At 53.3% G+C, this 23,913-nt stretch carries 25 protein-coding genes and 2 pseudogenes; 7 read left to right on the forward strand and 20 right to left on the reverse strand.

Annotated features, from left to right (window positions below):
• Positions 1 to 126: 126 nt before the first annotated feature.
• Positions 127 to 1,677: a membrane-bound lytic murein transglycosylase MltF gene (gene mltF / locus G4551_RS17455; protein WP_003838390.1), complete on the forward strand. Its 1,551-nt coding sequence runs from the start codon at positions 127 to 129 to the stop codon at positions 1,675 to 1,677.
• Between the two features lie 12 nt (positions 1,678 to 1,689).
• Here the strand turns inward: mltF and tadA are convergent, their stop codons facing one another.
• The 4 genes from tadA to murQ all read right to left on the reverse strand — a co-directional run bounded on the left by tadA (position 1,690) and on the right by murQ (position 5,150).
• The gene (gene tadA / locus G4551_RS17460; protein ID WP_229235875.1) at positions 1,690 to 2,154 is read right to left on the reverse strand and encodes a tRNA adenosine(34) deaminase TadA; all 465 of its coding nucleotides are present in this window, start codon (positions 2,152 to 2,154) and stop codon (positions 1,690 to 1,692) included.
• A gap of 89 nt (positions 2,155 to 2,243) precedes the next feature.
• A complete protein-coding gene (gene yfhb, locus G4551_RS17465) occupies positions 2,244 to 2,879 on the reverse strand; it encodes a phosphatidylglycerophosphatase C (RefSeq protein ID WP_003037603.1) in 636 nt (211 codons plus the stop codon).
• Positions 2,880 to 2,882: 3 nt separating this feature from the next.
• A complete protein-coding gene (locus G4551_RS17470) occupies positions 2,883 to 4,247 on the reverse strand; it encodes a PTS transporter subunit EIIC (protein WP_003838387.1) in 1,365 nt (454 codons plus the stop codon).
• A 9-nt stretch (positions 4,248 to 4,256) separates the two neighbouring features.
• Positions 4,257 to 5,150 (reverse strand): N-acetylmuramic acid 6-phosphate etherase, encoded by an 894-nt coding sequence (gene murQ / locus G4551_RS17475; protein ID WP_003037596.1) that lies wholly within the window; start codon positions 5,148 to 5,150, stop codon positions 4,257 to 4,259.
• A gap of 117 nt (positions 5,151 to 5,267) precedes the next feature.
• Here murQ and G4551_RS17480 point away from each other — a divergent pair, with 117 nt between their 5' ends.
• A complete protein-coding gene (locus G4551_RS17480) occupies positions 5,268 to 6,116 on the forward strand; it encodes a MurR/RpiR family transcriptional regulator (protein ID WP_003037593.1) in 849 nt (282 codons plus the stop codon).
• A gap of 55 nt (positions 6,117 to 6,171) precedes the next feature.
• Complete coding sequence (locus G4551_RS17485) at positions 6,172 to 6,432, forward strand: YfhL family 4Fe-4S dicluster ferredoxin (RefSeq protein ID WP_003037590.1); 261 nt, start codon at positions 6,172 to 6,174, stop codon at positions 6,430 to 6,432.
• A 128-nt stretch (positions 6,433 to 6,560) separates the two neighbouring features.
• Here the strand turns inward: G4551_RS17485 and acpS are convergent, their stop codons facing one another.
• The 12 genes from acpS to rseD all read right to left on the reverse strand — a co-directional run bounded on the left by acpS (position 6,561) and on the right by rseD (position 16,187).
• The gene (gene acpS / locus G4551_RS17490) at positions 6,561 to 6,941 is read right to left on the reverse strand and encodes a holo-ACP synthase (RefSeq protein ID WP_003838384.1); all 381 of its coding nucleotides are present in this window, start codon (positions 6,939 to 6,941) and stop codon (positions 6,561 to 6,563) included.
• Complete coding sequence (pdxJ, locus tag G4551_RS17495) at positions 6,941 to 7,672, reverse strand: pyridoxine 5'-phosphate synthase (protein ID WP_003838383.1); 732 nt, start codon at positions 7,670 to 7,672, stop codon at positions 6,941 to 6,943. The genes acpS and pdxJ overlap by 1 nt, the downstream gene beginning before the upstream one ends.
• 11 nt (positions 7,673 to 7,683) lie before the next feature.
• Complete coding sequence (gene recO / locus G4551_RS17500) at positions 7,684 to 8,412, reverse strand: DNA repair protein RecO (RefSeq protein ID WP_003838382.1); 729 nt, start codon at positions 8,410 to 8,412, stop codon at positions 7,684 to 7,686.
• Positions 8,413 to 8,439: 27 nt separating this feature from the next.
• Positions 8,440 to 9,345, reverse strand: coding sequence for a GTPase Era (era, locus tag G4551_RS17505; protein ID WP_003037581.1), 906 nt, complete (start codon positions 9,343 to 9,345; stop codon positions 8,440 to 8,442).
• On the reverse strand, positions 9,342 to 10,022 hold the full coding sequence (gene rnc / locus G4551_RS17510) for a ribonuclease III (RefSeq protein WP_003037579.1): 681 nt from the start codon (positions 10,020 to 10,022) through the stop codon (positions 9,342 to 9,344). Before rnc ends, era begins: the two co-directional genes overlap by 4 nt.
• Before the next feature lie 269 nt (positions 10,023 to 10,291).
• Positions 10,292 to 11,266, reverse strand: coding sequence for a signal peptidase I (gene lepB, locus G4551_RS17515; protein WP_003838377.1), 975 nt, complete (start codon positions 11,264 to 11,266; stop codon positions 10,292 to 10,294).
• 15 nt (positions 11,267 to 11,281) lie between these two features.
• The gene (gene lepA / locus G4551_RS17520; protein WP_003037577.1) at positions 11,282 to 13,081 is read right to left on the reverse strand and encodes a translation elongation factor 4; all 1,800 of its coding nucleotides are present in this window, start codon (positions 13,079 to 13,081) and stop codon (positions 11,282 to 11,284) included.
• 270 nt (positions 13,082 to 13,351) lie between these two features.
• On the reverse strand, positions 13,352 to 13,816 hold the full coding sequence (rseC, locus tag G4551_RS17525) for a SoxR-reducing system protein RseC (RefSeq protein WP_003838375.1): 465 nt from the start codon (positions 13,814 to 13,816) through the stop codon (positions 13,352 to 13,354).
• Positions 13,813 to 14,769 carry a sigma-E factor regulatory protein RseB gene (gene rseB / locus G4551_RS17530; protein ID WP_003838374.1) on the reverse strand — a complete coding sequence of 319 codons (957 nt, stop codon included), beginning with the start codon at positions 14,767 to 14,769 and terminating at the stop codon, positions 13,813 to 13,815. The genes rseC and rseB overlap by 4 nt, the downstream gene beginning before the upstream one ends.
• Positions 14,769 to 15,419: an anti-sigma-E factor RseA gene (gene rseA / locus G4551_RS17535; RefSeq protein ID WP_003037574.1), complete on the reverse strand. Its 651-nt coding sequence runs from the start codon at positions 15,417 to 15,419 to the stop codon at positions 14,769 to 14,771. Before rseA ends, rseB begins: the two co-directional genes overlap by 1 nt.
• A 31-nt stretch (positions 15,420 to 15,450) precedes the next feature.
• Complete coding sequence (gene rpoE, locus G4551_RS17540) at positions 15,451 to 16,026, reverse strand: RNA polymerase sigma factor RpoE (RefSeq protein WP_003037573.1); 576 nt, start codon at positions 16,024 to 16,026, stop codon at positions 15,451 to 15,453.
• Entirely contained in the window at positions 16,023 to 16,187 is a 165-nt protein-coding gene (gene rseD, locus G4551_RS17545) for a rpoE leader peptide RseD (RefSeq protein ID WP_049259737.1), read from the reverse strand. Before rseD ends, rpoE begins: the two co-directional genes overlap by 4 nt.
• Before the next feature lie 263 nt (positions 16,188 to 16,450).
• On the opposite strand from rseD, the gene nadB reads away from it, so the two are divergent.
• Positions 16,451 to 18,073 carry an L-aspartate oxidase gene (gene nadB / locus G4551_RS17550; RefSeq protein WP_003037572.1) on the forward strand — a complete coding sequence of 541 codons (1,623 nt, stop codon included), beginning with the start codon at positions 16,451 to 16,453 and terminating at the stop codon, positions 18,071 to 18,073.
• On the opposite strand, the gene trmN is transcribed toward nadB, so the two are convergent.
• Positions 18,058 to 18,795 carry a tRNA(1)(Val) (adenine(37)-N(6))-methyltransferase TrmN gene (gene trmN / locus G4551_RS17555; protein ID WP_003838371.1) on the reverse strand — a complete coding sequence of 246 codons (738 nt, stop codon included), beginning with the start codon at positions 18,793 to 18,795 and terminating at the stop codon, positions 18,058 to 18,060. The genes nadB and trmN overlap by 16 nt on opposite strands.
• Before the next feature lie 130 nt (positions 18,796 to 18,925).
• Here trmN and srmB point away from each other — a divergent pair, with 130 nt between their 5' ends.
• Positions 18,926 to 20,254 (forward strand): ATP-dependent RNA helicase SrmB, encoded by a 1,329-nt coding sequence (gene srmB / locus G4551_RS17560; RefSeq protein ID WP_003037569.1) that lies wholly within the window; start codon positions 18,926 to 18,928, stop codon positions 20,252 to 20,254.
• A gap of 17 nt (positions 20,255 to 20,271) precedes the next feature.
• Here srmB and G4551_RS17565 read toward each other — a convergent pair.
• Positions 20,272 to 20,883 (reverse strand): annotated as a pseudogene (locus tag G4551_RS17565) (substrate-binding domain-containing protein); the annotation flags it as partial.
• Between G4551_RS17565 and eamB the strand changes: the two are divergent.
• Positions 20,883 to 21,289, forward strand: a pseudogene (gene eamB, locus G4551_RS17570) (cysteine/O-acetylserine transporter); the annotation flags it as partial. The pseudogenes G4551_RS17565 and eamB sit on opposite strands and share 1 nt — an antisense overlap.
• A gap of 79 nt (positions 21,290 to 21,368) precedes the next feature.
• On the opposite strand, the gene grcA reads toward eamB, so the two are convergent.
• Entirely contained in the window at positions 21,369 to 21,752 is a 384-nt protein-coding gene (grcA, locus tag G4551_RS17575) for an autonomous glycyl radical cofactor GrcA (RefSeq protein WP_003037563.1), read from the reverse strand.
• Positions 21,753 to 22,069: 317 nt separating this feature from the next.
• On the opposite strand from grcA, the gene ung reads away from it, so the two are divergent.
• Positions 22,070 to 22,759, forward strand: coding sequence for a uracil-DNA glycosylase (ung, locus tag G4551_RS17580; RefSeq protein WP_003037561.1), 690 nt, complete (start codon positions 22,070 to 22,072; stop codon positions 22,757 to 22,759).
• Between the two features lie 33 nt (positions 22,760 to 22,792).
• Here the strand turns inward: ung and G4551_RS17585 are convergent, their stop codons facing one another.
• The gene (locus G4551_RS17585; protein ID WP_003838362.1) at positions 22,793 to 23,872 is read right to left on the reverse strand and encodes a tRNA/rRNA methyltransferase; all 1,080 of its coding nucleotides are present in this window, start codon (positions 23,870 to 23,872) and stop codon (positions 22,793 to 22,795) included.
• Positions 23,873 to 23,913: the final 41 nt, after the last annotated feature.

Here is a 23,913-nt window from a genome sequence, read left to right on the forward strand (position 1 = left end):
TCAGATTTCTGAATAAGTTGCCAACTGACGCAAGTTTAAGCAAAATGCCGTTCATTAATGACGACTTCACTTCTTAATCAACACCACAGCAGGCAGAGAAAACGTACGGTTCAGAGAATTAACTAATTGAAAAAATTAAAGATTAATTATCTGTTCATCGGCATATTGACGCTGTTGTTGGCAGCGGCCCTTTGGCCATCTATTCCCTGGTTCGGTAAAGCCGAAAATCGTATCGCCGCCATTCAGTCGCGGGGAGAGCTGCGCGTCAGTACCATCGACTCGCCGTTAACTTACGCGACCCTCAACGGCAAAAAATTCGGCCTGGATTATGAACTGGCCCAGGAATTTGCCGACTACTTAGGCGTGAAGTTAAAAGTTACCGTACGCCAGAACATCAGCCAGCTTTTTGACGACCTGGATAACGGCAATGCCGACCTGTTAGCCGCAGGCCTGGTCTATAACAGCGAGCGGGTGAAAAATTACCAGCCGGGCCCGACCTATTATTCGGTTTCACAACAGCTGGTGTACCGGGTTGGGCAATATCGCCCGCGCACGCTTGCCACCGTGAACGAAAGCCAACTGACTATCGCCCCGGGGCACGTGGTGGTTAACGACCTCCAGCAGCTAAAAGAGAAAAAATTTCCCGATCTGAGCTGGAAAGTTGATGACAAAAAGGGCACCACCGAATTGCTCGATGATGTAATCGCCGGAAAGCTGGATTACACCATTGCAGATTCTGTCGCCATCAGCTTATACCAACGCGTGCATCCTGAGCTGGCCGTGGCGCTGGACGTCTCTGACGAACAGCCGGTGACCTGGTTTAGTCGTCTGGACGATGACAACACGCTGTCTGCCGCCTTGTTGGATTTCTTTAACACCATGAATGAAGACGGTTCTCTGGCACGGCTGGAAGAGAAATATCTCGGGCATGGCGATGATTTTGACTATGTCGATACCCGCACCTTTTTGCGCGCCGTAGACAGCGTGTTGCCGGACCTTAAGCCGCTGTTTGAGAAGTATGCGCAGGAGATAGACTGGCGACTGCTCGCCGCAATATCCTATCAGGAGTCGCACTGGGACGCGCAGGCTACATCCCCGACCGGCGTACGCGGACTGATGATGCTGACCAAAAATACTGCTCAGAGTCTCGGGCTGACCGACCGTACCGATGCCGAACAGAGTATCAGCGGCGGCGCGCGATACTTGCAGGATATGATGAGTAAAGTACCGGATACCGTCCCCGAAGGAGAACGCATCTGGTTTGCCCTTGCAGCCTATAACATGGGTTATGCGCACATGCTTGATGCGCGGGCGCTAACGGTGAAAACCAAAGGCAATCCGAACAGTTGGTCCGACGTAAAACAGCGGCTACCGCTGCTCAGCCAAAAGCCGTATTACAACAAGCTGACCTATGGCTATGCGCGTGGCCACGAAGCTTACGCCTATGTGGAAAATATCCGTAAGTACCAGATTAGCCTGGTGGGGTATCTGCAGGAGAAAGAAAAACAGGCGCAGGAAACGCAGCAACTGGCTCAGGATTACCCGGCGGTGTCGCCGGCTGAGCTGTTGGGTAAAGATAAATTTCCGCTTTCAGCCTTTCTGACTCAGACGTCGTCAAACTACCTGTCGCACTCCCCTTCCCTGCTATTTTCGGCACAAAAGAAAGAGGACCAGTAGTCTGATTGGTATTTACTGATTAGCGGATTTTTTCAGGGCCTTGATTTCCTGCCGACGCATGCGAAAGAAATCACTGAGCAACGTGGCACATTCATCCCGCAGGACCCCCTCTGTCACTTCAACCCGATGATTCATCCCAGGGTGATGCAGCACATCCATTAATGACCCGGCAGCGCCCGTTTTCGCATCGCGTGCACCAAAAACGACCCGACCGATACGGCTATGCACCATCGCGCCTGCGCACATCACGCACGGCTCCAGAGTGACGTACAGCGTGGCATCTAACAGACGGTAGTTTTGCAGCACCAGGCCGCCCTGACGCAGCGCCATAATCTCAGCGTGGGCAGTCGGATCATGATGACCTATCGGGCGGTTCCAGCCTTCGCCAATCACTCGGTTGTTATGTACCAATACCGCACCCACCGGGACTTCACGCTCATCCCAGGCGCGCTTAGCCAGCGTTAAAGCATGACGCATCCAGTATTCGTGGCTAAATTCAACATCTGACAAAGGGGTTACTCCACCAATAAAAGCGGGCGCATTATACACAGACGCTATCGTTTACTCTATTCGAGTTGTTGCAGCTCTCCGCGCGGCGTGACGCGCCAGCGATGCTGGCAAAAAGAGAGTAACGGATTATCCTGCTTACTGTCGCTGTAGCCGCTGTAGAGAGACAACGGTGCGCCAATCTGCCGCTCCAGTTGCGTCACTTTCTCATGGCCCAGACAGCGCAGAGTCAGCACCCAGCCGCCGTATCCCCGCGCCATTTTGCTGGCGATCAGATTGACTCGCGGTAACCACGGAGTATCAAAGTAAACCTGCTCGACCAACGACTGCGGAGAGCCGGTGATAAGCCAGATGTCAGCGTCAGAGCTTAACAGGTAGGTTGTCAGCCGCTGCTGCACGAGCGGAAATGCTGTCACGTTACTGCGAAACCAACGCACAAAGTCGGCCTGATGCGCTTTCAGACGCGCCTCGCTGCGACCAAAAGTGCATCCCCATAACAGCAGGCTCATTGGCCAGCGGGCGGCGCGCCCTTGTATTAGCAATGCCAGCGCAATCACCGGTAGCAGAGGCAGCACCAGCAACGCGTTCAGCGGCTGGCGACGCAGCAGATAACGAATAAAACTACCGAACATATCCTGCTGGTGTAACGTGCCATCCAAATCAAAAAAGACAACGCGGCGCTGGTGATTGGTCAAACCTTATTCCTCTGGATCAGTGAATCCCAATAGCCAGGTAAACAGGAACCCGGCGATAACTGCTACCAGATAGCCTAACAGATAGAACATCACTTTTCCGGCAACAATCGTCAGTGCCAGCGGTAATCCGGAGATGCCAAACGTGATGACCGTCGCCACCTTCCAGTAGCTAATCAGCGCTCCACCTACCGCGCCGCCAAGACATGCACCGATAAACGGCTTACCCAACGGCAGCGTTACGCCAAAAATCAGCGGCTCGCCTATACCCAGCAGTCCGACAGGCAGTGCACCTTTGATTACTTTTTTTAACCGCGCATTTCGGGTTTTCATCAGAACCGCGATCGCAGCACCTATTTGCCCAACGCCCGCCATCGCCAGGATCGGAAAGAGCGCGTTATAACCGTGTGCCTGAACCAGCTCAACATGGATGGGCACCAATCCCTGATGAAGTCCAGTGAGCACCAACGGCAGGAAGGTTCCTGCCAGCACGGCACCGACCAGAAAACCGCCGCGATCGATAGCCCAGGATGCGCCGTGAGCAATAGACTCAGAAATCCAGCCGCCAAGCGGTTGCAGCGCCACAATCGCGATTACGCCGGTAATGATGGTAGTCAGCAGCGGATTAAGGATAAGCTCCAGTGATTCTGGCAACAGCTCGCGGAATTTGCGTTCGATCCAACACATCAACACCACCACCAGCAGTACCGCGATCACTCCGCCGCGCCCCGGCTGCAACGCTTCGCCAAACAGCGTGATTTGTGCCAGTTGCGGGCTGGAGAGAATCCCCGCCATCACCCCGCCCATCGCCAGGGAACCACCGAAAACTTTGGCGGTATTCACCCCGACCAGAATATTCATAATGGCAAACACGGCGCTGCCAAATATGCCCATCAACCCCAGCATATTCGGATAGTGGGTCGCAAAATCCCCCACGATGTCCGGGCGCTTAAGGATGTTAATAATGCCGGTAATCAAACCAGAGGCGATAAACGCCGGAATAAGAGGGATAAAGACGTTCGCCAGCTTGCGCAGCGCATCGCTCATCGGCGCTTTGTACTTCGCTTTGGCATCTGACTTTGTGCGCTCGATATCATTGGCACCAGCTCGCTCGCCGCCATCGGCAATCAGGGAACGCATGGCATCCACCACTTTGGCCGCTTTACCGGGGCCGACAATAATTTGGTGTTGCGCGCCCTGCTTCACGTAGCCGCTGACACCGGGCAGTTGCCTGAGACGAGGGATATCGAGCTGTCCATCATCCTGAACTTCAACCCTGACGCGGGTCATACAGTTTTCCAGGCGCAGAATATTTTTCTCTCCACCAACGCCCAGTAGAATATCGCTGGCCAGCACCACCGTCTTATCCATATACACCTCTTAGTGTTCTAACGCCGCGCGTAAAAAACCCTGGTGAGCGGCAAGCTTTTCGCGGGCGGCAGCGGCGTCAAGGCCGGTGAGCGCCATTAAAATAGCTGGCTTAACGTCAAAATCAGTCTGCTTTAGCAGCGCTTGCGCCTGTTCACGCGCAATTCCCGTGGCTTCAACCACCATACGGCACGCCCGATCGACCAGTTTGACGTTGGTTGCCTGCATGTCCACCATCAGGTTCTGATAAACCTTACCGAACTTCACCATCGCTCCGGTGGAGATCATATTGAGCACCAGCTTTTGCGCGGTGCCGGATTTCAGTCGTGTTGACCCGGTCAGCGCCTCTGGCCCCACTACAGGAGAAATGGCAATATCCGCTTCATGCGCGATAGGGGAATCCGGATTGCAAGAAATAGCCACCGTCGTACAGCCCACCGAACGCGCATATTTCAGCCCACCAATTACATACGGCGTGCGACCAGATGCTGCCAGCCCCACCACCAGATCCTGCGCGGTAAGATTGAGCGCACACAGATCGTCTTCACCTAACTGTGGGTTATCTTCCGCACCCTCAACCGCCTTCAGCAGCGCGCCCGGCCCCCCGGCAATCAACCCAACCACCAGACCGTGCGGAACGCCGAAGGTCGGTGGGCATTCAGACGCATCCAGTACCCCGAGACGCCCGCTGGTCCCCGCTCCCATGTAAATAATGCGACCACCTGCTTTTAGCGCGTTAGCTGCCGCATCAACCGCACACGCAACTTGAGGCAGAGTTGCTTTTACTGCTTCGGCTACCAGCGTATCCTGTTGATTAAAACGATGAACCAACTCCAGCGTGGAGAGCGCATCCAGGTCCATGGTCTGTGGATTGCGGGTTTCTGAAACTAATGCACCGAGATTCATTTTTTGTTCCTTAGGAATTTTTAATTCATAATAATCTGCCATAATGGAATATTATATTCATCCAGGCGAATGAAATTTTGTTTTGTAATCGCCATCACGTTTTCGCCAGGAGACAGCATGAACTGTTTAATTCGCATTCGTCAGCGTTACCCGGACCTCGCGCAAAGCGATAAAAAATTGGCAGATTATCTCCTTTCCCAGCCGGATACTGCGCGTCATCTCAGTTCGCAGCAGTTGGCCGCGGAGGCGGGCGTCAGCCAGTCCAGCGTGGTGAAGTTCGCGCAAAAGATGGGTTTTAAAGGATTTCCTGCACTCAAACTGGCGATCAGCGAAGCGCTGGCCAGCAATCCCAACCCCCATTCCATTCCGGTACATAATCAGATTCGCGGTGACGATCCTATGCGTCTGGTGGGGGAAAAGTTGATTCAGGAGAACGTGGCGGCGATGCATGCGACGCTGGACGTCAACAGCGAAGAGAAACTGATGGAGAGCGTCACAATGCTGCGTTCAGCCCGACGCATTATCGTGACCGGGATTGGCGCATCGGGTCTGGTGGCACAGAATTTTGCCTGGAAGTTGCTGAAGATTGGTTTTAACGCGGTGGTGGAACGCGATATGCACGCCCTGCTGGCGACGGTGCAAGCCCTTTCGCCCAACGATCTGCTGCTGGCCATTTCGTATACCGGAGAGCGCCGCGAGCTCAACCTGGCTGCAGATGAAACGTTGCGCACCGGCGCGAAAATCCTCGCCATCACTGGATTTACACCGAACGCCCTGCAGCAACGGGCAAGTCATTGTCTGTACACGATTGCCGAGGAGCAGGCCACGCGCAGCGCAGCGATTTCCTCCACTCATGCGCAAATGATGCTCACTGATTTACTGTTTATGGCGCTGGTGCAGCAGGATCTGGAGCATGCTCCGGAACGTATTCGCCACAGCGAAGCTCTGGTAAAAAAACTGGTCTGAACAAAGAATGCGCGTATAATGCCCGCCCGATTTGTGATGTTTTGAGAGTTTCCTGATGGCCCTGTTAATCACTAAAAAGTGTATCAATTGCGATATGTGCGAGCCCGAATGCCCGAATGAGGCGATTTCGATGGGTGATAGCATTTACGAGATTAACAGCGACAAGTGTACGGAATGCGTAGGCCATTACGACACGCCAACCTGCCAGAAGGTGTGCCCGATCCCCAATACTATTTTGAAAGATCCGGCACATGTCGAAACAGAAGAGCAGTTGTGGGATAAGTTTGTGCTGATGCACCACGCCGATAAACTTTAACCGCGTCGCCATTCGGCGATGAAGCCTGATGGCGCTAATGCTTATCAGGCCTACCCAGCCCTGCAATAATCGTATAACCCGTAGGCCGGATAAGACGCCACGCGTCGCCATCCGGCAACGTGCAGAATCTAACTCTCGATAATCACCGTGGCGCAGGCGTAGTGACGCTCATCGGCCAGCGTCACATGCATATGCGCGACGCCGAGTTTTTCCGCCAGTTTTAACGCCTCTCCCCATAATCGCAGACGCGGCTTACCGAGTTCGTCGTTAAAGACTTCAAACTGATTAAACGCCAGCCCATTGCGAATACCCGTGCCAAAGGCTTTTGCTGCCGCCTCTTTGACTGCAAAACGCTTCGCCAGGAAACGCACCGGCTGCTGATGCGCTTCCCAGATTGCCCATTCGTTGTCGCTGAGCACACGTCTTGCCAGGCGGTCGCCGGAACGGGAGATTACCGCTTCGATGCGGGCAATCTCCACGATATCCGTACCTAATCCCAAAATCGCCATTAGCCACGCGCTTCCAGCATCAGGCGCTTCATTTCGACTACGGCATCTTTCAGACCGCTCATCACCGCGCGCCCGATAATGGCATGGCCAATGTTCAACTCATGCATTTCCGGGATCCGTGCAATAGCTTTAACGTTGTGATACGTCAGGCCGTGGCCCGCATTCACCTTCAGGCCAAGGCTGGCGGCAAAAGTTGCCGCTTTGGCAATACGCGCCAGTTCGCTGGCCTGCTCTGCGTCGGTTTTCGCATCGGCGTAACAGCCGGTGTGAATTTCAATAAACGGCGCGCCAACTTCCGCAGCGGCCTTAATCTGTTCTTCGTCGGCATCGATAAACAGCGAAACCAGAATGCCTGCGTCCGCCAGGCGTTTGCAGGCATCGCGCATCTTGTCACGCTGACCGGCGACGTCCAGACCACCTTCAGTGGTAACTTCCTGACGTTTTTCCGGCACCAGGCAGCAAAAATGCGGCTTAGTCTCAACGGCAATCGCCAGCATCTCTTCGGTGACTGCCATTTCCAGATTCATGCGCGTATCCAGCGTCTGGCGCAAAATACGCACGTCACGGTCGGTGATATGGCGACGGTCTTCACGCAGGTGTACGGTAATACCGTCCGCGCCCGCCTGTTCAACGATAAACGCTGCCTGAACCGGGTCCGGATATGCGGTACCGCGTGCATTACGTAACGTGGCAATGTGGTCAATATTGACGCCTAACAGTAATTCAGCCATGACAATCCTCGTTAATCATTATTTGTTTTTACTGCGCGTTTTGGCATAAATTGCCGGAACAGTTCCCGGCTTTTTAACGGCTTACCACCAAGATACGGCTTTAACGCCATGCGGGTAAAGCGTTTCGCGGCGCGTAACGTATCGACATCAGGAAATTCACGCGACTCAAGTGCTTTGAGATGGCGTCCGGTAAAGGTATTGTTATCAATAACGACGCTGGCAATAAACCCTTTTTCTTCCCGGTAACGATAGGTCATCGTGTCGTCTACCGGCTCGCCGCTGCCCGCACAGTGGGTAAAATCGACGCCGTACCCCAGATGTCCAAGTAAGGCCAGCTCAAAGCGACGCAATGCAGGTTCTGGCGAACCCGTCACGCCAGCCAGCGCCTGAATACAGTTCAGGTAATCGAAAAAGAGTTCAGAAAAGCGGGTTTCGTACTCGAGTACGCGCGAGACAAGCTCGTTGATATACAAGCCGCTGTACAGCGTGATACCGCTAAGAGGGAGTGCCAGAGAAACGGCTTCAGCACTACGTAGGGTTTTGACCTCTCCACGCCCACCAAAGCGAAGCAACAACGGGGTAAAAGGCTGGAGCGCGCCTTTGAGATTAGAACGTTTGGAACGTGCGCCTTTAGCCACCAGGCGCACGCGACCCGACTCTTCCGTGAAGACGTCCAGCACGAGACTGGTTTCGCTCCAGGGGCGACTATGCAAGACAAAGGCTCGTTGCCATCCTTCCATATACTCGCCGTGTTTCAGAAGATGGGTTTAGACGTCGTCGCCGTAACCGAGGCTACGCAGCGCGCGTTCGTCATCGGCCCAGCCGGATTTCACCTTCACCCACAGTTCGAGGTGGACCGGCGCTTCGAACATCTCCTGCATGTCTTTACGCGCTTCGATGCCGATGGTTTTAATTTTGGCCCCTTTGTTGCCAATAACCATCTTCTTCTGCCCTTCACGTTCAACGAGGATCAGACCGTTAATATCGTAACCACCGCGCTCATTGGAGATAAATCGCTCAATTTCCACGGTAACGGAGTACGGCAATTCAGCACCCAGAAAACGCATCAGCTTTTCACGGATGATTTCTGAGGCCATAAAGCGCTGAGAACGATCTGTGATGTAATCTTCCGGGAAGTGATGAATAGCTTCCGGCAAATGCTTACGCACGATGCCCGCAACGGTATCGACATTCAAGCCGGTTTCGGCAGAAATCGGCACGATATCAAGGAAGTTCATCTGGCTTGCCAGGAACTGCAGGTGCGGCAGCAGATCGGCTTTTTCCTGAACGTTGTCTACTTTGTTCACAGCCAGAATAACCGGGGCTTTGCCATCACGCAGCTTGTTGAGCACCATTTCGTCGTCCGGCGTCCAGCGGGTGCCTTCCACAACGAAAATAACCAGTTCAACATCACCGATCGAGCTGCTCGCCGCTTTATTCATCAGGCGGTTGATCGCTCGTTTTTCTTCCATATGCAGGCCCGGGGTATCGACATAAATCGCCTGATACGCGCCTTCGGTATGGATGCCAACAATACGGTGACGTGTTGTCTGAGCCTTACGTGAGGTAATAGAAATCTTCTGCCCAAGCAGATTATTCAACAGGGTGGATTTGCCGACGTTCGGGCGACCGACGATGGCAATAAATCCGCAGTAAGTTTTCTCTTCGCTCATTCCAGCTCCAGTTTTTTTAACGCCTGTTCGGCGGCAGCCTGCTCAGCCTTACGACGGCTCGAACCTGTGCCAACCACCGGTTCACTCAGGCCGCTGACCTGGCAGTGGATAGTAAATTCTTGATCGTGTGCTTCACCACGGACCTGTACCACCAAATAAGACGGCAGAGGCAGGTGGCGACCCTGCAAATATTCCTGCAGGCGCGTTTTCGGATCTTTTTGTTTGTCGCCTGGGCTAATTTCATCCAGACGAGTTTGATACCAGTTCAGGATTAATTGCTCAACGGTTTGAATATCGCTGTCGAGGAAGACGCCGCCGATCAAGGCTTCAACGGTATCGGCCAGGATCGATTCACGACGGAAGCCGCCGCTTTTCAGCTCACCAGGCCCCAAACGTAAACATTCACCGAGGTCAAACTCACGGGCTAATTCAGCCAGCGTATTGCCGCGAACCAGCGTTGCGCGCATGCGGCTCATGTCACCTTCGTCCACTCGTGGGAAACGGTGATACAGCGCATTAGCGATAACAAAGCTCAAAATAGAGTCGCCCAGAAATTCTAAACGCTCGTTATGTTTGCTGCTGGCGCTCCGGTGAGTTAATGCCTGCTGCAACAGCTCCTGATGATTAAAAGTGTAGCCCAGCTTCCGTTGAAGCCGATTAATTACGATGGGGTTCATGCGATACCAATAAATGAATGCGTCAACAATTCAGCACACGAAACAGACCTGATATACGCACTTTGCGGAGCCATCTGGCTTCGCCTGCATGCTTTTATATACAAACCAACGCTGTTTCGTGTGCCGTGGCAACCTGTCGGTGCCAACCTAAAACTTCGGGGGAATATTCTATACACAACGACAAGGGATGTCGTTAGTCTGCGGGAATTTATCCGAGAAATAATTCACGCTGCCGCCGTAATGACGACAACGTGAACGATTATCGGCGATTAGTGAATGCCACCAATACGGCTTAAACGCACACCGGTCGGCCATTCACCTTCTTGCTTATCGAAACTCATCCAGATAGCGGTCGCTTTACCCACCAGATTCGCTTCCGGCACAAATCCCCAGTAACGGCTGTCCGCACTGTTGTCACGGTTATCACCCATCATGAAGTAGTGCCCTGGCGGGACGATCCAGGTTGCCAGTTGCTGACCAGGCTGGCGGTAATACATTCCCACCTGATCCTGCGCGATTGGCACGGTCAGAATGCGGTGCGTAACCTCACCCAGCGTTTCTTTACGCTCAGAGAGACGAATACCGTTCTCTTTCGTTTCGTTCGGCGGAACTTCAAAGAAGCCACTGGTCGCTTCCCCACCGTTACGGCGCGCAAAGGTCTGTACGAAATCACTTGGCTGAACATCCGAATACGTTACCGGCAGCGCGTTTTCACACGCCTGACCGGAACGGCATCCTGGCTGAATAGTCACTTCTTTCGCCACTGGATCGTACGTTACTTTGTCTCCCGGTAAACCGACAGCACGTTTAATGTAGTCCAGGCGCGGATCTTCCGGGTATTTAAACACCACGATATCACCGCGTTTCGGATGACCGGTTTCGATCAGCGTTTTCTGGTAAATCGGATCTTTAATCCCGTAGGCGAATTTCTCCACCAGGATAAAGTCACCGATAAGCAGCGTCGGCATCATCGAACCTGACGGGATCTGGAACGGCTCATAAATAAATGAACGTACCACCAGCACAATCGCCAGTACCGGGAAAACGGATGCCCCGGTTTCCAGCCAGCCCGGCTTAGGGGATACTTTTTTCAGCGTTGCTTTATCCAGTGAATCACCTGCAGCAGCTTGCGCTGCTGCCTGACGCTCCCGGCGTTTTGGTGCGAAGATGAATTTATCTACGCACCATAAAATGCCCGTCACCAGTGTGGCAATCACCAGAATCAGGGCAAACATGTTCGCCATGCCAACTCCTTAAGATTATTTGCTGTCTTTACCGACATGCAGAATGGCGAGGAACGCTTCCTGCGGCAGTTCGACGTTACCGATCTGCTTCATGCGCTTTTTACCCTCTTTCTGTTTTTGCAGCAGCTTTTTCTTACGGCTGATATCACCGCCGTAGCATTTCGCCAGAACGTTTTTACGCAGCTGCTTCACGGTTGAACGCGCGATGATGTGCGTACCAATGGCCGCCTGGATCGCGATATCAAACTGCTGGCGAGGGATTAGATCTTTCATCTTCTCAACCAGTTCGCGGCCACGGCTCTGGGAGTTGTCGCGGTGAGTAATCAGCGCCAGCGCATCGACACGTTCGTTGTTGATAAGGACATCAACGCGCACCATGTCAGACGCCTGGAAGCGTTTGAAGTTATAGTCCAGCGACGCATAGCCGCGAGAGGTCGACTTCAGACGGTCGAAGAAATCGAGTACTACTTCCGCCATCGGAATCTCATACGTCAGCGCCACCTGGTTACCGTGGTAAACCATGTTGGTCTGGACGCCACGCTTCTCGATACACAGGGTGATGACGTTGCCAAGGTAAGCCTGCGGCAGCAGCATGTGACACTCAGCGATCGGCTCACGCAGTTCGTAGATGTTGTTCAGCGGCGGCAGCTTGGACGGGCTATCGACGTAGATAGTCTCTTTCGCCGTGGTTTCGACTTCGTAGACTACGGTCGGCGCGGTAGTGATCAGATCCAGATCGTATTCACGCTCCAGACGTTCCTGAATGATCTCCATGTGCAGCAGACCAAGGAAGCCACAACGGAAGCCGAAGCCCAGCGCGGTAGAGCTTTCCGGTTCGTAGAACAGGGAGGCGTCGTTCAGGCTCAGCTTGCCAAGCGCGTCACGGAAGTTTTCATAGTCGTCAGAGCTGACCGGGAACAGACCGGCGTAAACCTGTGGCTTCACTTTTTTAAAGCCTGGCAGCGGTTTGTCTGCCGGGTTACGCGCCTGCGTCAGGGTATCGCCAACCGGCGCGCCGAGGATGTCTTTAATCGCACAAACCAACCAACCTACCTCGCCGCATTTCAGCTCGGTACGGTCAACCTGTTTTGGCGTGAAGATCCCCAGGCGGTCGGCGTTATAGACCTGACCGGTGCTCATTACTTTAATTTTGTCGCCTTTACGCATGGTGCCGTTTTTAATACGCACCAGCGACACCACGCCAAGGTAGTTGTCGAACCAGGAGTCGATGATCAGCGCCTGTAATGGGCCTTCCGGATCACCTTCCGGCGGCGGAATGTCGCGTACCAGACGTTCAAGAACGTCAGTGACGCCAACGCCGGTTTTCGCCGAGCAGCGAACGGCATCTGTCGCATCGATACCGACGATATCTTCGATCTCTTCCGCTACGCGTTCAGGATCGGCGGCCGGTAGGTCGATTTTGTTCAGAACCGGCACCACTTCCAGATCCATTTCCATGGCGGTATAGCAGTTAGCCAGGGTCTGTGCTTCTACGCCCTGCCCGGCATCAACCACCAGCAGTGCACCTTCACAGGCGGCAAGCGAACGGGAAACTTCATACGAGAAGTCAACGTGGCCCGGGGTGTCGATAAAGTTAAGCTGATAGGTTTCACCATCAGATGCTTTGAAATCGAGCGTCACGCTCTGCGCTTTGATAGTAATACCGCGCTCACGCTCAAGATCCATCGAGTCGAGAACCTGCGCTTCCATTTCACGGTCAGACAGGCCACCGCAGATCTGGATAATACGGTCAGACAGCGTCGATTTACCGTGGTCGATGTGAGCTATGATTGAAAAGTTACGTATGTTCTTCATATAGTGTAATTATTGTGCCTTACGCCCGCCTGAGCAGGCTCTGAGAAGTCGCTGTTCTGAGCTTAACGTCTGTTTAAGTGAAACGCCGCATTCTACACTACAACGCTGAGGCGAGGAAATGTTCATAGAGCAAGGATAGCGGGAACTGGAAACAACTTTGCAAAGTCGATGAAACTTTTGTCGGATGGCGGCATAAACGCCTTATCCGGCCTACGCCTGCATCTGAGGACGCTGTAGGCCTGATAAGCTCAGTGCCATCAGGCAAAGATATCACTGCTGGGTTTCGACGCGAATAAGATCGGGTGGGAGAGCAACGTTCAGAATGACCGGCTGCCAGGCTTCGCGTTCAGCAAGCTTACGAGAGTATCCACGAGCAATCAGGAATCCGCCCACGCCCCCCAACACTGCTCCGCTTAATGCCGCAAGATCGGAACCAAACAGTACCTGGAATAGCGCCGCGAAAAGAAACAGTCCCGCCAACGGAGACATGTAGACCAACATCGCCGAACCAAGCAGGCTACCTTCGGCAATGCCCAGTTCAACTTTTTGACCAGGGGTCAAGGGATCGTCGCAGGGCACCACGATGGTGTGTGTGGTCTGTGGTCCCAGTTTGTTCAGCACGCGGCTCCCGCATCCGGCCCGGGAAGCACAGCTACTACATGATGCTTTAACATCACAGCTGACCGTCGCCAGACCATTTTGCCAGGAGACGACCGTCGCCCACTCTTTAATCATTGTGCAGCCCTGAACTTAATATTGTCCGCGATACGCTTCGCCGTTTGCGGCGGAAGCTCACCGACAATAGTGATTTCGGCGTTATCTCGCACGCTGGTGCTAACCGTGCGGCGTCCAGTGCGCAGCAGTTGATCGGCACTGTTTTGCATCGCGCGGTTTACGTTCACGGAGAAACTGAACAGACCATCGGAATAAAGCCGTGATTCGATCGGCATGTTATCCATCGTCGGCAGCGGACGTCGACTGCTGGACACCTCGCTGAAGCCTTGCGGCAACCACGACGGACTCCAGTTAAAGTTGGTTTTCTCACCCGCAGGAACTGACAACAACGGCGGCAGATTGGCTTTCGCCAGCGTCTGCATGCTGTCGCTGACACCGTTGTTAACAGTAAACGCGATGACGCGGAACTGTTCCAGCGTTTCGCCATCACGGTCAAGAAGATCAACACGCATTGGCAGCTTGGTCTCAGCGTCCATCCAAACGATATAGCTGTAACGGGTGCCGTCACGCGCCACAACGCGGATCACTTCACAGAGCCTATCGGCAATACGGGTGCGGCCTACTGAGATAAAATCATAGTAGGGAGCAAGACGTTTGAAGTCGGTGTAAATCAGGGAGGGCAGTGAGTCAACGATATAGTCGCCGTTCAGAGTGAACGGTTCGAGACCTGGCTCAAAATAACTGATTTCGTTGCCACGTTGCACCACTTCCCGGCGCGGACCATCCATTTGCAACAGTTGCGCGAGCGGACGGTTATCCAGGCGGGCATGGCGATAACGTAGGGATTCAACACCCTGCTTATTGATGCTGACAAATGACAGCTCATAGGTGAGCGACTGGCTGGCCAGATTCATCTGCTGCAACAACGCCCCGGACGCAGGATTGGCCGAGGCGTTGACAGAGAAGAACAGGCTACCAGCCACAAGTGACATGGCAAACCAAAGTTGCTTCATTACTGCGATTGCGTTCCTAAAGTTTGAATTCCTGGCACCTGCACAGCGGCTTGCTGTGTCTGGGCCTGCTCAAACTGAAGCTGTTCAGAGTGCAGTCGACGTTGCAGTTCGTAATCCTGCAACATGGCATTAATACGACGACGCTGCTCCTGTACCTGCTGTTGCTGACCGCCGCTGGCCGTCGCGTCAGAAGGTACACCCAGGCTTACCGGACTGGCTTTACCCATCATCGGTAATGTATTAAATACCGGCGTTTCGGGCTGCTGGGACGTTTCAGATTGCCCATTATAGTGCTGGACGCCAACAATAACTGCAAGTGATACACACGCGGCCACACCCATTTGAGTAAGCTGCGCGGCCCACGGACGCATTTTCTTCCAGAACGGCATTTTCTGCCACTGGTGCGGTGCTGGCTGGGCCTCAGGAATCAATGGCGCCGTCTGACGTACCGGCTCATCCTGGATGGCGGCCATTACGCGGGCGGAAATATCGAAATGGAGAACGTCGGCAGTATCACCTCGCATGGAATCGCGAATCAGGTGATAACTCTCCCAGGTTTTTTGCATTTCCGGGTCGTGAGCCAGCTCTTTGAGCAACTCAGTATCCAGCGTTTCGCCATCCATTAAAGCGGAAAGTTTTTCTTTCTGCATGCCTAATACCTTTTCCAGTATCCCGCTATCGTCAACGCCTGATAAGCGGTTGAACTTTATTATCAATAGCTTCCCTCGCTCGGAAGATACGTGAACGCACCGTACCCACCGGACAATCCATGATAGCGGCTATCTCTTCATAGCTCAGGCCATCCAGCTCCCGCAAGGTTATTGCCATGCGTAAATCTTCCGGGAGGGACTCAATAGTTCGGAAAACTATCTGTCTCAGTTCTTCTGACAACATTAAGTTCTCAGGGTTCGAAATTTCTTTCAGCGCACCGCCACTTTCGTAATTTTCTGCTTCAATCGCATCTATATCACTGGAAGGTGGACGACGCCCCTGAGCGACCAGGTAATTCTTCGCTGTATTGACCGCAATACGATACAGCCAGGTATAAAAAGCACTATCCCCCCGGAACGAGTCCAGCGCACGATAGGCTTTGATAAATGCTTCTTGTACTACATCGGGTACATCACCCGATGGTACATAGCGAGAAACCAGACTCGCCACCTTATGCTGATAGCGCACTACCAGTAGGTTAAAGGCTTTCTGATCTCCCTTCTGGACCCGTTCTACCAGGACCTGGTCCGTTAACTGCTCGCTCATCCGAGGTAAAGTCTCCCCAAACCAAATTTCCACGCGCCTTCGAAACGCCACTCCATCAGCTTCACTATGAGCAAGCAAATGCTTAGAGTGCTCAAGTTTCGTAAAGTTCCGTTACGCATTGTTTTTTGTTTGTCATGTTGTAGACAGGTCTTATCTCTCATTATAAGTCTACATAACCCGATCAACGCACTATCTGTACAGAAATGCCCATTTCACCGCTTGCAGAGTAACCCAACGGGCACTTTATTTCATCACATAATCTGATGCTAACGGCCTGCTTCACAAAATATTTTTGCCTATTTCACCCTCATCATGTTTTTCTTTCATGTTTAGTCATTGCAACACGTTTAAAAATAAAACGTGCAGTATCGCGCAATGTGGTGCTATGGTGACCAAACACTGTTTAGTAAATTAAACAAAAATCATGAATACGACTCCTGAATTATCCTGTGACGTGCTGATCATTGGCAGCGGGGCTGCCGGACTCTCACTGGCGCTGCGCCTGGCTGAAAAGCATCAGGTTATTGTCCTGAGCAAAGGGCCGGTCAGCGAAGGCTCGACATTTTATGCCCAGGGCGGTATTGCCGCGGTTTTCGATGAAACCGACAGTATCGACTCCCACGTTGAAGATACGCTGATTGCCGGGGCCGGGCTGTGCGATCGCCATGCGGTGGAATTTGTCGCCAGCAATGCCCGTACCTGCGTTCAATGGCTTATCGATCAGGGCGTCTTATTTGATACGCAGGTTCAGCCTAACGGTGAAGAGAGCTATCACCTGACCCGTGAAGGCGGTCACAGCCATCGACGCATCCTGCACGCTGCGGATGCTACCGGCAAAGAAGTCGAAACCACCCTCGTCAGCCAGGCACAAAATCATCCCAACATCCGGGTTCTCGAGCGCAGTAATGCTGTCGACCTGATTGTCTCCGATAAAATCGGTCTGCCGGGAACGCGTCGGGTTGTCGGTGCCTGGATCTGGAATCGTAATAAAGAAGCCGTAGAAACCTGCCATGCGAAGTCGGTAGTGCTGGCCACCGGCGGCGCGTCAAAGGTATATCAATACACCACCAATCCGGATATTTCCTCGGGTGACGGAATTGCAATGGCCTGGCGTGCGGGATGCCGCGTCGCCAACCTGGAGTTTAACCAGTTTCACCCAACAGCGCTGTATCATCCGCAGGCGCGCAATTTTCTGCTGACCGAAGCGCTGCGCGGCGAAGGCGCGCACCTGAAACGCCCGGACGGTTCACGCTTTATGCCCGATTTTGACGAGCGTGGCGAACTGGCTCCCCGCGATATTGTCGCCCGCGCCATTGATCATGAAATGAAGCGCCTGGGTGCAGATTGCATGTTCCTCGATATCAGTCATAAACCGGAAGAATTTGTTCGTCAGCATTTCCCGATGATTTATGAAAAGTTGCTGGGACTGGGCATTGATCTAACCAAAGAACCTGTTCCCATCGTGCCTGCCGCGCACTATACCTGCGGCGGCGTGATGGTTGATGACTTTGGCCGTACCGATGTCGATGGGTTGTATGCGATCGGCGAAGTGAGTTACACCGGCCTGCATGGCGCCAACCGGATGGCATCGAACTCATTGCTGGAGTGTCTGGTTTACGGTTGGTCCGCGGCTGAAGATATCGACAGGCGTATGCCTTATGCACGCGGCGTCAGCACGCTCCCGGGCTGGGATGAAAGCCGGGTAGAAAATCCAGATGAATTGGTTGTTATCCAGCATAACTGGCATGAGCTGCGGCTGTTCATGTGGGATTACGTCGGTATTGTGCGCACCACTAAACGTCTGGAACGCGCCCTGCGCCGTATCACCATGCTGCAACAGGAAATCGACGAGTATTACGCCCATTTCCGTGTGTCGAACAACCTACTGGAGCTGCGCAATCTGGTGCAGGTTGCCGAGCTGATTGTCCGCTGCGCGATGATGCGCAAAGAGAGTCGGGGCCTGCACTACACGCTGGATTACCCAGAACAGCTTCCAGAGGCGGGCCCGTCAATTCTCTCGCCGCTCAGTCATCACATAAACAGATAGAACGCCTGGGTCAGCGCCGTATAACCTTCAGAGTAACGTTGGTCTGGCCCACGGATCACCAGCCTGTCGCTAAAGCACTCCCCGGCCTGCGGGGAGAATGCCAGCAATACCCGATGCGGTAGACGGGCCTCGGTTTCTGCTACATCCGTGCGCAATCGCAGATGCCAGCCCATGCTAAGCGCCTGCTGAGTAAATGCGTTACCAATCTGCTCCGGTAGCACCACACAAAAAAAGCCGTCTTCCGTAATGCTGTCCGCCGCCAGCGTAAGCAACGCCTGGTGATCGAGCGAGGTGGTATAGCGGGCCTGCTCGCGCTGCGGTGTAGCGCATTCCACGCCCTGTTCATAATAGGGAGGATTGCTGATTATCAAATCAAAACGCACGGTCTGACGCGGTATCCACTGTTGCGCATCTTCTGTATGAACACTCACGCGATGCATCCACGGAGATTGCGCGATGTTCTCCTGCGCCTGCTGCGCGGCGTTGACATCAAGCTCCACGGCGTCAATGATGACGTTTTCATCAGTGCGCTGGGCCAGCATCAGCGCCAACAGGCCGCTCCCGGTACCAATATCCAGGATCCGCTTTACACCCGCAACGGGGGCCCAGGCCCCCAATAAAATACCGTCCGTTCCGACTTTCATTGCACAGCGATCGTGTGCCACAAAAAACTGCTTAAAAGTAAATCCATTACGTTTCAGTACGGATGTAGACTGGGGCATGAAGAACAACCTTCCTGGAAAAAAAACGATAACATAGGATAAAAACAATACCTGAGAAGGTATATCCATACAAACAGATGAAGATTGCAGCCGTAACGTCTATAATCAGCGCCCCACTCAGAGGTAGAACATGACTGTAACGACTTTTTCCGAACTTGAACTCGATGAAAGCCTTCTGGATGCCCTCCAGGAAAAAGGTTTCACTCGCCCGACCGCCATTCAGGCTGCCGCCATTCCGCCTGCGCTCGATGGCCGTGATGTACTCGGTTCTGCGCCGACAGGCACCGGTAAAACGGCGGCATATTTGCTGCCAGCGTTGCAGCACCTGCTCGACTTCCCACGCAAGAAATCTGGTCCGCCGCGCATTTTAATCCTGACGCCAACGCGCGAACTGGCGATGCAGGTTGCTGAACACGCCCGTGAGCTGGCGAAAAATACGCATCTGGATATCGCGACCATTACCGGCGGCGTGGCTTACATGAACCACATGGAAGTCTTTAGCGAAAACCAGGACATCGTGGTTGCCACCACGGGTCGTCTGCTGCAATACATTAAAGAAGAAAACTTCGACTGCCATGCGGTTGAGACGCTAATTCTCGATGAAGCAGATCGTATGCTGGACATGGGTTTTGCCCAGGACATCGAACATATCGCCGGTGAAACCCGCTGGCGTAAGCAAACCATGCTGTTCTCCGCCACGCTGGAAGGCGATGCGATTAAAGATTTTGCCGAGCGTCTGTTGGAAGATCCGGTCGAAGTCTCAGCGGATCCGTCCACCCGCGAACGCAAGAAGATCCATCAGTTTTACTACCGTGCTGATGACATCGAGCACAAAACTGCCCTGCTGATCCATCTGTTAAAACAGCCGGAAGCGACCCGCTCGATTGTCTTCGTACGTAAACGCGAGCGTGTGCACGAGCTGGCAGGCTGGCTGCGCCAGGCGGGCATTAACAACTGCTATCTCGAAGGCGAGATGGTGCAGAACAAACGCAATGAAGCGATCAAACGCCTGACCGATGGTCGCGTGAACGTGCTGGTAGCCACCGACGTTGCCGCTCGCGGGATCGATATTCCTGACGTCAGCCATGTGTTTAACTTCGACATGCCGCGCAGTGGCGATGCCTATCTGCACCGCATTGGCCGTACCGGTCGCGCAGGTCGTAAAGGTACTGCGATCTCTTTGGTTGAAGCGCACGACCATCTGCTTCTCGGCAAAGCGAGCCGCTATATTGACGAGCCGCTGAAAGCACGCGTCATCGACGAACTGCGTCCAACCACGCGCGCGCCAAGTGAGAAATCCAACGGTAAACCATCCAAGAAAGTGCTGGCGAAGCGCGCCGAGAAAAAAGCGAAAGAGAAAGAGAAGCCGCGGGTGAAAAAACGTCACCGCGATGCAAAAAATATCGGCAAACGTCGTAAGCCGAGCGGAGCTGCTACCCAGCAGTCCGACAAAGAGTAAACCGAATGCCGGGCCGTTTAGCCCGGCATTTTTTCACGTGATGCAAAACTCTCTTCAATACACTCAAGAAACACACGCATCGCCGGACTAACGACTTTTCCGGCATGATAACCACACAATGCCGTAATTAACTCAGGTTGTTCACTGTACGGTAATTCAATCAATTCCCCTGAACGTAGCTCCCTCTCAACGGCAAAACGCGGCAAAAAGCTGACCCCAAGATTTGCCGATACGCACTGCTTAATGCTTTCAATGCTCCATAACTCAATGGTATTTTCCAGCGTAATCTGTCGTTTACGCAGTAGCCCCTCGAAGCGCTGTCTGAAAATACATTGCGGCTCATTAATGATAAAACTGCAGGGAATGTGCTGGTTATACTGAGTAAAATTAACGTGCTGGAGCAGCGGCGAAGCAACTAATGCCAGTGACTGATCGCCTAGCGGCATCAACTCAAGGGCATCGTCATTACCCACCCGATAACCCCCCCCCAGATCGACCTCATCACTGAGCAACGCATCGCGAATTACATAACAATTGAGTGACTGTAAAGACAACCGCACATGGGGCGCACGTTGTTTAACTCGCTGTAAAACCTGCGGCATTTTATACGCCAGCAGCGTTTCGCCCGTCATTTTCACTGGCGGTTATGGATCCTGCCATCATCCATTGGCTCAGTTGGGCTGGGGCAGCTTATATCCTGTGGCTGGCGCTGAAGATCGCCACCAGCCCGGCTACAAACGATGATTTGCGGTCAGAGCCGATTAGCTTCTGGGCGAGTTTTGGCTTGCAGTTTGTTAACGTGAAATCATTTTGTACGGCATTACCGCGTTATCCACGTTTGTATTACCGTACACTCAGGACGCACACTGGCTGATTGGAGTGAGTATTCTGTTGGCGCTGATCGGCACCTTCACAAATGCCTGCTGGGCGCTGGCGGGCCATCTTTTTCAGCGCGTTTTTCGCCGTTACGGCCGGCAGTTGAATATCATTCTGGCGCTGCTGTTGGTGTATTGCGCGGTAAGGATCTTTTACTAACGGATGCAAAAAAGCGGAAGACACACTGGCATCTTCCGCTTTTTGATTCTTTGCTAAACGGGGCTATTCCCCGTGAGCCTTACAGGCTCTCAGTAAAGGTACGAGCGATAACGTCGCGCTGCTGTTCTGGGGTCAGAGAGTTGAAACGCACTGCATAACCAGAAACACGGATGGTCAGCTGCGGATATTTTTCCGGATGCTTAACTGCATCTTCCAGCGTTTCGCGACGCAGAACGTTCACGTTCAGGTGCTGACCACCTTCCACGCGGACTTCCGGCTGTACGTCTACCGGTACTTCACGGTATTCGATTTCGCCCAGTTTGCTGACAGCAACGACTTCATCAGCATTGAAACCTGCTTTCGCAACGATGCAGCGTGCTTCGCCTTTTTCGCTGTCCAGCAGCCAGAAAGAGTTCAGCAGGTCGTCGTTTGCAGCTTTAGTAATCTGGATACCTGTAATCATTTGATGCCTCCCCGGCAAAATTATTTGATCTCGGTTGGCCGTCATCCGGCCAATTGGTAAAACCATTGTTGCTTGAGTGTATATATACCCCTCACACACCCTCGAATCTTTGATTTAAATCAATAAAAACCACACATGAAAAGTGGTGATAGGTGGATTTTATTGTTTTACATCAACTTACGCCGTGTACACAGCTAAACTTTTTACATAAATTTTCAACTATCTTTAAGGGGTAGACCATTGAGAAACGTACAGAATTTTGCGACGTCGAAAGAAGCAGTTAAGCTAGGGGGATTGAAAATTCGCAGGAGAGCGAGATGGCCACCGAATTAACCTGGCACGATGTGCTGGCTGAAGAAAAACAGCAGCCTTATTTTGTTAACACACTGCATACTGTTGCCGGCGAGCGTCAGTCAGGAATGACAATTTATCCGCCGCAAAAAGATGTGTTTAACGCGTTTCGTTTTACCGAGCTTGGTGACGTGAAAGTTGTCATCCTGGGTCAGGATCCTTACCACGGCCCAGGCCAGGCACACGGTCTCGCGTTCTCTGTTCGTCCGGGGATTGCCACTCCGCCTTCGTTGCTGAACATGTACAAAGAGCTGGAAGCAACAATTCCCGGCTTCACCCGCCCCACGCACGGATATCTGGAAAGCTGGGCACGCCAGGGGGTACTGTTACTCAACACCGTACTCACCGTTCGCGCCGGTCAGGCACATTCTCACGCCAGCCTTGGATGGGAAACATTTACCGATAAAGTCATCAGCCTGATTAACCAACATCGGGAAGGCGTGGTTTTCCTGCTCTGGGGTTCTCACGCACAGAAGAAAGGCGCGATTATTGATGCGCAGCGTCACCATGTGTTGAAAGCGCCCCACCCATCACCACTCTCTGCGCATCGCGGTTTCTTTGGTTGCAATCACTTTGTACTGGCGAATGAATGGCTGGAACAACGAGGTGAAAAACCGATTGACTGGATGCCGGTATTACCCGCAGAAAGCGAGTAAAAAAATGCCAGCGATTCGCTGGCATTTTTATTATCAGGCTTTGTTCTGACGCCACCACTCCGCGAGCAAAACGCCGGTCGCGACAGAAACATTGAGCGTTTCTACCTTGCCGGTACCGTCAATCGCCACGCACAGGTCGTCGGCTGAACATGCTGCTTCTGGCAGAGCTTCACGCTCACGCCCTAATACCAGCACCATTTTTTCCGGCAGCGCGGTAGTAAACAGCGGTTTACCTTTCACGCTTGAGGTCATCACTACCGTGTAACCCGCGTTACGGAAATCGTCCAACACATCGACAATGCTGTCACCGGTAATCGGCTGAACATGCTCTGCTCCACCTTCAGCAGTACGGATAGCCGCCCCCGATTCCAGCAGCGCCGCATCCTGAACCACCACGCCTTTCACACCGAAGTGCGCGCAGCTACGCATCATACCGCCCAGGTTATGCGGGTTAGCGATATCTTCCAGTGCCAGCACGCAATCCTGCGCCCCTGCCTGACTGACCCACTGCTTAACGGTGGTGCCGTTACGTTTTTTGATCAGGAAACAGACGCCACCGTGGTGTTCAGTGCCAGAGGCTTTCGCCAGCTCGGCTTCGTCAACCACGTGATAGGCTTTGCGGTTTGCCGCCATCCAGCGTAATGCTTCTTTAAAACGCGGGGTTACGCTCTGAACAAACCAGGCGCGGACGATAGCGTCCGGACGACTCTGGAACAGAGCCTGACAGGCATTCTCACCGTAAACGCGGGTTTCTTCCGCGCGCTGACGGCGTAATACTTCAGGATCGATAAAGCTCTTACCGCTAATACCGCCGTGATCGGCTTTATCCGCTGCGTCATCATTCGGTGCGCGGGAAACGGTACGCCACGGTGAATCTTCACGTCTGCGGTCGCGTTCTACATCGCGGTCACGCCCGCGTTCACGACCACGTTCGCTGTTCGGACCCTTTCGTTCATCACGGGCAGGGCGACGACCGCCTTCGGCTCGGGAAGTACCGGGGCGACCGCCGCCTTTGCCAGTACGTGGATTTTGGGTGCGTTTATCCGAGTCATCGTCACTGCGGACGTACATCACTTTGACCTTGCCGTTTTTGTTCTTCAGTTCGTCGCTCATGTTTTTCTCCACCTGCTCTGCGCGAAGCGCGCAGATTACCC

Source organism: Citrobacter freundii ATCC 8090 = MTCC 1658 = NBRC 12681 (assembly GCF_011064845.1).
GTDB classification, from domain to species: domain Bacteria; phylum Pseudomonadota; class Gammaproteobacteria; order Enterobacterales; family Enterobacteriaceae; genus Citrobacter; species Citrobacter freundii.